At 43.8% G+C, this 7,903-nt stretch carries 10 protein-coding genes and 1 riboswitch; of the genes, 9 read left to right on the top strand and 1 reads right to left on the bottom strand.

Annotated features, from left to right (window positions below; genetic code table 11):
* The first annotated feature begins 420 nt into the window (after window positions 1-420).
* The 6 genes from N482_RS05220 to N482_RS24725 all read left to right on the top strand — a co-directional run bounded on the left by N482_RS05220 (window position 421) and on the right by N482_RS24725 (window position 4,870).
* Window positions 421-1,194, top strand: a complete 774-nt coding sequence (locus tag N482_RS05220; protein WP_063376066.1) for an SDR family NAD(P)-dependent oxidoreductase — start codon at window positions 421-423, stop codon at window positions 1,192-1,194.
* A gap of 6 nt (window positions 1,195-1,200) precedes the next feature.
* A complete protein-coding gene (locus tag N482_RS05225) occupies window positions 1,201-2,199 on the top strand; it encodes an AraC family transcriptional regulator (protein WP_063376067.1) in 999 nt (332 codons plus the stop codon).
* 117 nt (window positions 2,200-2,316) lie between these two features.
* Window positions 2,317-3,333, top strand: a complete 1,017-nt coding sequence (locus N482_RS05230) for a serine hydrolase domain-containing protein (protein ID WP_063376068.1) — start codon at window positions 2,317-2,319, stop codon at window positions 3,331-3,333.
* A 163-nt stretch (window positions 3,334-3,496) separates the two neighbouring features.
* Complete coding sequence (locus N482_RS05235; protein WP_063376069.1) at window positions 3,497-3,880, top strand: DUF1842 domain-containing protein; 384 nt, start codon at window positions 3,497-3,499, stop codon at window positions 3,878-3,880.
* 179 nt (window positions 3,881-4,059) lie between these two features.
* Window positions 4,060-4,235, top strand: a riboswitch (cobalamin riboswitch).
* Window positions 4,193-4,342, top strand: a complete 150-nt coding sequence (locus tag N482_RS24720) for a hypothetical protein (protein WP_155730496.1) — start codon at window positions 4,193-4,195, stop codon at window positions 4,340-4,342. It overlaps the preceding riboswitch by 43 nt.
* Window positions 4,343-4,567: 225 nt before the next feature.
* A complete protein-coding gene (locus N482_RS24725; RefSeq protein WP_155730497.1) occupies window positions 4,568-4,870 on the top strand; it encodes a hypothetical protein in 303 nt (100 codons plus the stop codon).
* On the opposite strand, the gene N482_RS05240 is transcribed toward N482_RS24725, so the two are convergent.
* Window positions 4,803-5,489 carry a pirin family protein gene (locus N482_RS05240; protein ID WP_063376070.1) on the bottom strand — a complete coding sequence of 229 codons (687 nt, stop codon included), beginning with the start codon at window positions 5,487-5,489 and terminating at the stop codon, window positions 4,803-4,805. The two genes, N482_RS24725 and N482_RS05240, sit on opposite strands and share 68 nt — an antisense overlap.
* Before the next feature lie 124 nt (window positions 5,490-5,613).
* On the opposite strand from N482_RS05240, the gene N482_RS05245 reads away from it, so the two are divergent.
* The 3 genes from N482_RS05245 to N482_RS05255 all read left to right on the top strand — a co-directional run bounded on the left by N482_RS05245 (window position 5,614) and on the right by N482_RS05255 (window position 7,743).
* The gene (locus N482_RS05245) at window positions 5,614-6,519 is read left to right on the top strand and encodes a LysR family transcriptional regulator (protein ID WP_063376071.1); all 906 of its coding nucleotides are present in this window, start codon (window positions 5,614-5,616) and stop codon (window positions 6,517-6,519) included.
* A 75-nt stretch (window positions 6,520-6,594) separates the two neighbouring features.
* The gene (locus N482_RS05250; protein WP_063376072.1) at window positions 6,595-7,008 is read left to right on the top strand and encodes a VOC family protein; all 414 of its coding nucleotides are present in this window, start codon (window positions 6,595-6,597) and stop codon (window positions 7,006-7,008) included.
* Between the two features lie 129 nt (window positions 7,009-7,137).
* A complete protein-coding gene (locus N482_RS05255; protein ID WP_063376073.1) occupies window positions 7,138-7,743 on the top strand; it encodes a glutathione S-transferase family protein in 606 nt (201 codons plus the stop codon).
* Window positions 7,744-7,903 lie beyond the last annotated feature (160 nt).

The raw sequence follows: 7,903 nt of genomic DNA on the forward strand, positions 1-7,903 counted from the left end.
TATGCACGGGGCTAAACCGCGAATGGTTATACTCTCGTGCAGAGCGTTTTGGTGTTCCCCGTATGCACGGGGCTAAACCGTCTATGAATAAGATTCTATTACAAACAAATGTGTGTTCCCCGTATGCACGGGGCTAAACCGGTTTCAAACATCATCCCTGTTGTTTCATTGATGTGTTCCCCGTATGCACGGGGCTAAACCGAAGTAATGCTCAATGATCAGGCCTAACAATAAGTGTTCCCCGTATGCACGGGGCTAAACCTGTTTGGGTTGTCCCGTAGCTCACTTAATTTTGCGCGTACCACAACTTGTCCTGTCACCTTTTGCATATTTTGTGTCGTGATCTGTCAGTGTGTGGCGTACTTTGATTGCTTATACTGTGTGTCATCGGTCAACGGGTTTATAAAGAAGGTAAAACACATGGCAAATACGGCATTAATTACGGGCGCATCGGGCGGCATTGGTTTGGAACTGGCACATCTGCATGCTCAGCAGGGTGGCGATGTGGTGTTGGTGGCGCGCTCTGAAGACAAGCTAAAGGCATTGGCGAGTGAGATTGAGGTTAAATACAACGTGTCGGCAACGGTGATCAGCGAAGATCTGTCAGATCCACTCTCAGCGCAGCGTATTTTTGACAAAACAGAGGCGTTAAATTTACAAATTGATGTGCTGATCAATAATGCTGGCTTTGGTGGCCATGGCATCTTTTATGAGCGCGAGCGCACGGCGGATCAGTATATGATCCAAGTCAACATCACGACTTTGACTGATTTAACGCATTTGTTTGTTAAAGGAATGGTGGCACGCAAATCGGGCCGTATTTTAAATGTGTCATCAACGGCATCATTTTTACCGGGTCCACTTCAAGCGGTATATTATGCAACCAAAGCGTTCGTGACTTCCTATACTCAAGCTATTGCCGAGGAGTTGTTAGGTACAGGCGTTACTGCAACGGCGCTTTGCCCGGGCGCAGTTAACACGGGCTTTGTGGCTGCCGGTAACCTCGAAGGGGTGGATGTGTGGAAAAATGCAAGATCAGCACGGTCAGTGGCTGAATGTGGCTATAAAGCCATGCAACAAGGTAAACTCGTGGCCTTTAACGAGCGCAAGTTGCAGTTCTTATTGAACTGGGTAACGCCATTGCTACCGAGAAAAGTGGTTCTTAAACTGTCACGCCAATCAATGGAAAAGTAACAAGATATGAAAATAGCCAGTAAATTTAGTATTCATGTCAACTGTAAAATCTTGCTTCAAGATATGGGGGTTGATGTTGAAAAGGTGCTTGCCTATTCAAAACTGCCGGCGGACATTTTGAATCGAGAAGCGATTTACTTAACCCCACAAGAGTACTTTGATTGGTGGCTGGCGATTGAAAAGGCTGCCGAAGGGCGTGACGTCCCATTATTGGTTGCGGAGCACTTATCAGTTGAGGTGTTTGATGCCCCATTATTTGCGGCGATTTGCAGTCCAAATTTAACGACTGCACTTAAACGTATTCAGCATTACAAACCGTTGATTGGTCCTATGAAAATGGACTTAGTGAGTGACGATAAAGCCACTAAAATGGCACTGCACTGTTACGGATTTGATGGGTTTGTACCAAATGTGTTGGCGCTATCTGAAATGGTGTTTTTTACCAAACTTGCCAGAATGGCCACGCGTCATCATGTTGTGCCGGTTAAGGTTACTTTGCCTGAGTTACCTAAAAATATGCCAGCCTATGAGGCATTTTTTGGTTGCAAGCCTGTGTTGGGCAGTGAACTGTCTATTACCTTTAAAAATGAAGATGTTGAGCGCCCATTTTTAACGGCAAACTCCAGTATGTGGAGTTACTTTGAAGAAGGGTTGAAGAAAAAGCTCGCGGATCTATCTGGCACTGCAACCACGGTTGAGCGTGTGCGTGCCGTACTGGTTGAGTCACTGCCCGCAGGCGAAAGTAGCATTGATGTGGTTGCTGCTAAGCTCTCTATGAGTAAACGTACCTTGCAACGAAAGTTGGCAGATGAGCAAACCAGCTATCATGAAGTGCTGCAACTAGTGCGCTCTCAACTGGCCGAACATTACTTGTCTAAATCTCACGTCTCCTTGGGTGAAATCGCCTTTTTATTAGGCTATCAAGAGTCCAATTCGTTTATTAGGGCGTTTACAGGGTGGCACGGGGTGTCTCCAGGCAGCTATCGAGAACAGTTGGCGCCTTAATTTCGAACTCTGTTTATAATGAAAGGTTTCATTCTAAATATTTGGTTACGTTATACATTTTGTTGTTTATAGCAGAGTGTGCTGCAATAGTTTTTAATCCAAGTGATAGGGGAAGCTATGCAGTTCACGGACAAAGAAATCAGCACTATAAACAAGGTTGTTACCAGTTTTGCGCCCAACACAGAGTTGGCAGTGGCCAAGTTTGTAGAGGGTGATTGCCTATTCTATGGGACAAGGTGTGGCGCAAAAGGTGCTGAGCCTGTTGAAAACCATCTCTCGGTATTCGAAATCGGGTCTTTGACTAAACTGATGACGAGCTCAATGTTGGCGAAAATGGTCATTGAAGGCAAAGTATCGCTGGATGAATCTATTAACAGCAAGCTCGATATTCCTATCTTAGGTAATAAATCTATCTCATTTGGCGCTTTGGCGACCCATACCTCAGGGTTGCCACGTTTACCGCCGGGGTTGCTTTGGCAGGCATTATTTAAACGTCGTCATAACCCTTATGAAGCATACCTTCGCGACGACTTATTATACCATCTCGAACATACAATAAAGTTGGGTACAACAGGTAAAATGCACTATTCCAATTTAGGCGCTGGACTGCTGGGTTATGCGCTTTCTGAGTTGGAAGGGGGCAGTTACACTGAGCTTTTACAAAACCGACTGTTCAAGCCGCTACATATGCGTAATTCATTCACCAACTGGCGAGATGTGGCAGGCGAATTAGTGATTGGTATTGGCAAAAATGGTGAGCCTGCAAATAATTGGGATCTGGGCGTATTACAAGGAGCCGGGGCAGTACTTTCATGTGTTAAAGACCTTACACTGTATGCCAAAGCACAGTTTGAGCACTCAGCACCGTGGGTTGAGTTACAGCAGCAAATTGCCTTTGAAAAAGGGCTAGACAAAGTAGCTTTGGGTTGGTTTGTACTGGGCAGCAAATCCAAAAATGATCTTTTATATTTTCATGATGGAGGAACTGGTGGGTATAGCTCAGCGATGTTGCTGGATATGGATACGCAATCGGGCTATATCATTTTATCTAATATTTCGGGATTGCATAAACTCAAGGGCCAAAAGGTAACAAAGCTGGGGTTTGAGCTGATGCGTACACTAAAGGGTTTTTAGTTGTACAGTACATAAATTTATTTAAAAACAACAATTAATAGCTCGGTGTAATATAAAAGTAATAGCTTGTAATAGTATTATCTTTATTCAAATCATAAGCTTTCTATCGGCCCAATGAGGCCTAAGTACATATGATTATTGGTCGAATAAAGAGGATTTTAAAATGGCTAATGAAAGCTTATATCTTGTAAAGCTTCAGTTCAAATCAGACAACGTGGGTGCAGGTTCTATGGTACTTCAGCTGGCTGTAAACCCAGCTACTGGCACGCTAAATGGTGGTGCAGAAGGCCATATTTTAGAGGGTACGCAGCACTCTCCAAGTTTTACAGCAAGTGCGTCGGGTCACTTTCATTCAACAGGCTATGGTGGCGTTACAAAAGTGGGCGCAGTCACAGGTCAAGCTATTGTTTCGTTCCCAGCCCCAGCCATTGGTAGCTTTGAAGCACCATTTACAGCATCGTTTGGTGTTGATAACAGCTGGGAAGGTGACGGCACATTCACTGTGGGCGAGCACACTTACCCATGCAAAGTCTCACTACTTGATTAAGGCATAACCTATAAGCCCTGCTTATTCAGGCAAATGTGGTGTGTTAGACACACATTTGCCTGTACCTTATTGATTGCTCCCGATGTTCTCTCTTCTTTTCTAGTAGTTAATTTATGTTTTATCAACATTGCTGAAACAGGTCAGGCTTGTACTACGTCCCTGTTTTCATTTAAATTAGCCGTCTAGGCCTTTATTTAGGTGATTGCGCGTTGCAAGTTAAACGGGAAACCAGTGTACATCTGGTGCTGCCCCCGCAACGGTAACTGTGAGCGGTCTGTCCACTGTGAAAATGGTAAGGATATGCCTAAAGCGATGATCAGAAGCCCGGAAATTGACCTGAATAACTCGAATAATGCGGTGGGCGGTGAGGAGCTGATTATGCCCGCGTATACGTGGTGTTGTGGTGCTTGGGACCTCCCATCCGTTGAAGTTGTTTCACGGATCAAATTAGGTCGAAATTAACACATGCTCTAACCGCTTGGCTGGCAGGTTCTCGCACTTTTAGATTGGGTGTGTATGCTCTACTTGCGCTGTTGATGATTACTACACGCTTCTATTACTTTGCCTCAGCATTAAACTTACCCAGTGCCAGTTTAGCGGTATTTTTTTATATGTAGTTTGTTGTGCAGCTTACGCCGAACCTTTTACGGCATTTTTTGCGCCCTGCGCAGCAACGCAGTGTACAAAATGATGAGTAACATACGTCAGTGCCCTGCGTTACTCGTCACGGCGCCAAGCTCAGGTTCAGGTAAAGCCACCATCACTGCTGCCATTGCCAAGCACTTTACGCGCCAAGGTAAAATTGTGCAGGTGTTTAAAGTTGGTCCTGACTTTATCGGCCCGACGGTTTTAGAGGTGGCCTTAGAACGACGTGTCTATCAGCTAGATTTGTGGATGATGGTATACGTTCTGTCAATGTTCCCTAGTTATGAGACACAACAAGCAATTGTGTTTGGGTGTTTGCTACAAGTATTGAGGCTTTATTTCTGAATAGATCGCCTTCTTTTATTGACGTGGACTCATCATTTTGCAGTAGCGCGGCATGACCAGAAATCACATAGACTAAGGCTTCGCTGTCAATCTCAAATTTGTCATCGCTATTTAAGTGAACGATGTCCATTGTGGTGCTACTGGTGAAGGTGCCTACTTGAGTCTTATTACCGCCATAAATACGCGTCGTCCCTTTGGTTGCTGGCGTGTAAGACTTATACCCTGCTGGTTCACCAGCTACTTCAGGTAATGCCCACACCTGCAACATACGGTTGGGTTGGTCATCTGGGTTAATTTCATTGTGGCTAAAGCCTTCTCCGCCCGCACGTTGTACCTGTACATCGCCAGCGACAAGATCTTTACCATGCTCTAAAGAACCCTCGTGGCTAACTCGGCCCTCTAATACGATTGAAATCACGTCTATTTCACTGTGAGGATGCATACCAGACTCTCCTTTTGGTAAATAGCGGGCATCTGCTAGGTATACCATGTTGCCAATGCCTTCAAAGGTTTCTGGCTTTTTTCGCCCTGCAAATACGCGGCTATCGGTGACGAGTCTGTGTTCTGTAATGCCTGCAAATCCGCCAAGTTGTAGTGTGTCTCTTGAAAGTATGTTCATGGTTGTATCCTTAAATTCGTTGATTGTTTCGAAGTGATGAGTTCAGTGTAAGAAATGTTGGTTGTTTTATATATATCTATAAATTAGAATTTATTTTCCATTTTTAACAACAATAGGCCAGGGCATGCAGAGGAATGATGTGAATACCATGCTGTTATTTTTAGCTGTGGTTGAGGCGGGTAGTTTTACTTTGGCAGCAGAGCGACTGAATATGCCCAAAGCAAATTTGAGCCGCAAAATTGCTCAGCTAGAAACATCTTTAGGGATAACGCTACTTGAGAGAACCACCCGCTCGCAGCATTTAACTGAAGCTGGGCGGACTTACTTGGCACACTGTAGAGAGATTAAAGCACAGGTGGAGTTGGCAAATGCAGCCGTTGCCAAGGCGCTTAATGTTGTATCTGGTGAGCTGAAAGTAGGCATGTCGGTGGGTATGGGACACGAAATCTTAAAGCCTGTACTCAGCCAATTTATGCATGAATTCCCGCAAATCGGTATGTCGTTAAATCTGCTTAATCGCCGAGTAGACGTGATTGAAGAGGGGTTTGATTTGGTGATCCGAATCGGAGCGCTTGAAGACTCAAGACTGATGGCCAAACATTTGGGTAAAGTGACAAGGCACTTATATGCAAGCCCACAATACCTAGAGAGTCGCTCCGCAATTACCGTGCCTGACGCAATCTCGCATTTAGATGTGCTGTTGATGAGCAGTATTCAAAAAGCTGAAACGATGGTACTGACTAATCGTCACGAAGCATGTGAAATAGATATTCAGCCAAGAATGCGAATTGATGATTATGTGGTATTAAAACAGATGGTTATTGAAGGCGTCGGAGTTGCGATACTGCCAGATTATATGTGTCAGCAATCGCTTGGTAGGGGTCAACTGGTGCAACTGTTGCCCGACTGGCAATTACCTGAAGTTGAGATTTATGCGTTATATCCTAAAAATCGCTTAAGCATTCCCAAAGTGAAAATGTTTATCGACTTTATTCAGCAGGTTTTTACAGCTCGCTTAAATTTAAGTTAAAAAACTAAAATTAATGCTTTACCTCAAGTTAAGTTGAGCTTTTAAAGTGCGGCCAACTTAAAATGGAGAAAGAAGATGTATTTAGAGCATGTCAATTTAGTGGTAAAAAATATCCAAGCGTCACTGTTGTTTTATGGCGCTGCATTTCCTCATTGGAAGGTGAGAAGTGAAGGTCACAGTGAATGGTTTGGTAAGCCAAGGCATTGGTTACACTTTGGCGATGATTATCATTATTTAGCTTTTAGCGATCATGGCGAGGGACACAATCGTGTTTTATCAGGCCATCAAGTTGGGCTTGGGCATTTTGCCTATGTCGTAAATAACATTGAAAGTGTCATTGAAAGACTCTTGAAAGCGGGTTATCGCATTGATAAAGAAGGGCAAGTGCACTCACACAGAAAAAATGTCTATTTTGTTGACCCTGATGGGTTTGAAGTCGAGTTTGTTCAATATTTAAGTGATTTACCCGCTGAACGCAATAGTGACTGAATAGTGGGTTTGAATCTTCAAAAATACTTAATTTACTCAACATGATGAGTGTGGAAAACTAACCGCAGCACCTAATTCAAAAGGGGCAATCAGCATATATGTTTAATTCAGGAAAAGGATCCTTTTGGTATGTCAGGCATTAAGCTATATAGTTTTACACTTTCTGGAAATAGCCATAAAATCAGACACTTTTTGTCTATCCTTGGGCTAGAGTATGAGTCAAATCTGTTGGATGTGCACCACAAAGAGCATAAATCCGCAGCGTTTTTGGCAATTAACCCACTCGGTCAAGTGCCGGTATTAATTGATAATGGTGACGTGATCTGTGACTCCAATGCGATTTTGGTCTATCTCGCAGAGAAGTACGATATCAGTGGTCAATGGTATCCGGTGGGAGCAAGGTCGCGCGCTGAAGTGCATAAGTTTTTATCAATGTCAGCAGGTGAAGTACTGAATGGCCCCAATCTATATCGCGGCATTAAACACATTGGTAAATCGGGTGATCTTGAGCTGGCATACGATAAGACCATTAACTTTTTTGCCTATTTAAATAGCCAGCTCAGTGAGCAAGCCTACTTAATCGGCGAAACCCCAACCATTGCCGATATCGCTTTGTATACTTATCCTAAGCTTGCGGTAAAAGCGGGAGTAAGCTTAAGTGACTTCCCATATATTGCTGCTTGGTTTACGCGCATAGAATCTGGCGAATACTTTGTCACTGAGCCTGAAAAGTAAAATTATTCTCAAAAGCTGGGCGCATTTTTCGCGCTCTCGTATAACTTCTTGACTACGCATTCAAGTAGGGCCATCGTATTTACTGTTGTAAAACTTAGTAACTAAGTTGGCTTTTCCGTTAGGAGCACGCTTAGTCGATATATGATATTTATAGATATAT

Origin of the sequence: Pseudoalteromonas luteoviolacea NCIMB 1942 (genome assembly GCF_001625595.1) — a bacterium.
GTDB classification, from domain to species: Bacteria; Pseudomonadota; Gammaproteobacteria; order Enterobacterales; family Alteromonadaceae; genus Pseudoalteromonas; species Pseudoalteromonas luteoviolacea_A.

Coding starts and splice junctions, on each gene's coding strand:
- N482_RS05240 (WP_063376070.1), bottom strand. CDS start 5,489: ATGAACATACTTTCAAGAGACACACTACAACTTGGCGGATTTGCAGGC.
- N482_RS05230 (WP_063376068.1), top strand. CDS start 2,317: ATGCAGTTCACGGACAAAGAAATCAGCACTATAAACAAGGTTGTTACC.
- N482_RS05250 (WP_063376072.1), top strand. CDS start 6,595: ATGTATTTAGAGCATGTCAATTTAGTGGTAAAAAATATCCAAGCGTCA.
- N482_RS24725 (WP_155730497.1), top strand. CDS start 4,568: ATGATGAGTAACATACGTCAGTGCCCTGCGTTACTCGTCACGGCGCCA.
- N482_RS05245 (WP_063376071.1), top strand. CDS start 5,614: ATGCAGAGGAATGATGTGAATACCATGCTGTTATTTTTAGCTGTGGTT.
- N482_RS05235 (WP_063376069.1), top strand. CDS start 3,497: ATGGCTAATGAAAGCTTATATCTTGTAAAGCTTCAGTTCAAATCAGAC.
- N482_RS24720 (WP_155730496.1), top strand. CDS start 4,193: ATGATCAGAAGCCCGGAAATTGACCTGAATAACTCGAATAATGCGGTG.
- N482_RS05225 (WP_063376067.1), top strand. CDS start 1,201: ATGAAAATAGCCAGTAAATTTAGTATTCATGTCAACTGTAAAATCTTG.
- N482_RS05220 (WP_063376066.1), top strand. CDS start 421: ATGGCAAATACGGCATTAATTACGGGCGCATCGGGCGGCATTGGTTTG.
- N482_RS05255 (WP_063376073.1), top strand. CDS start 7,138: ATGTCAGGCATTAAGCTATATAGTTTTACACTTTCTGGAAATAGCCAT.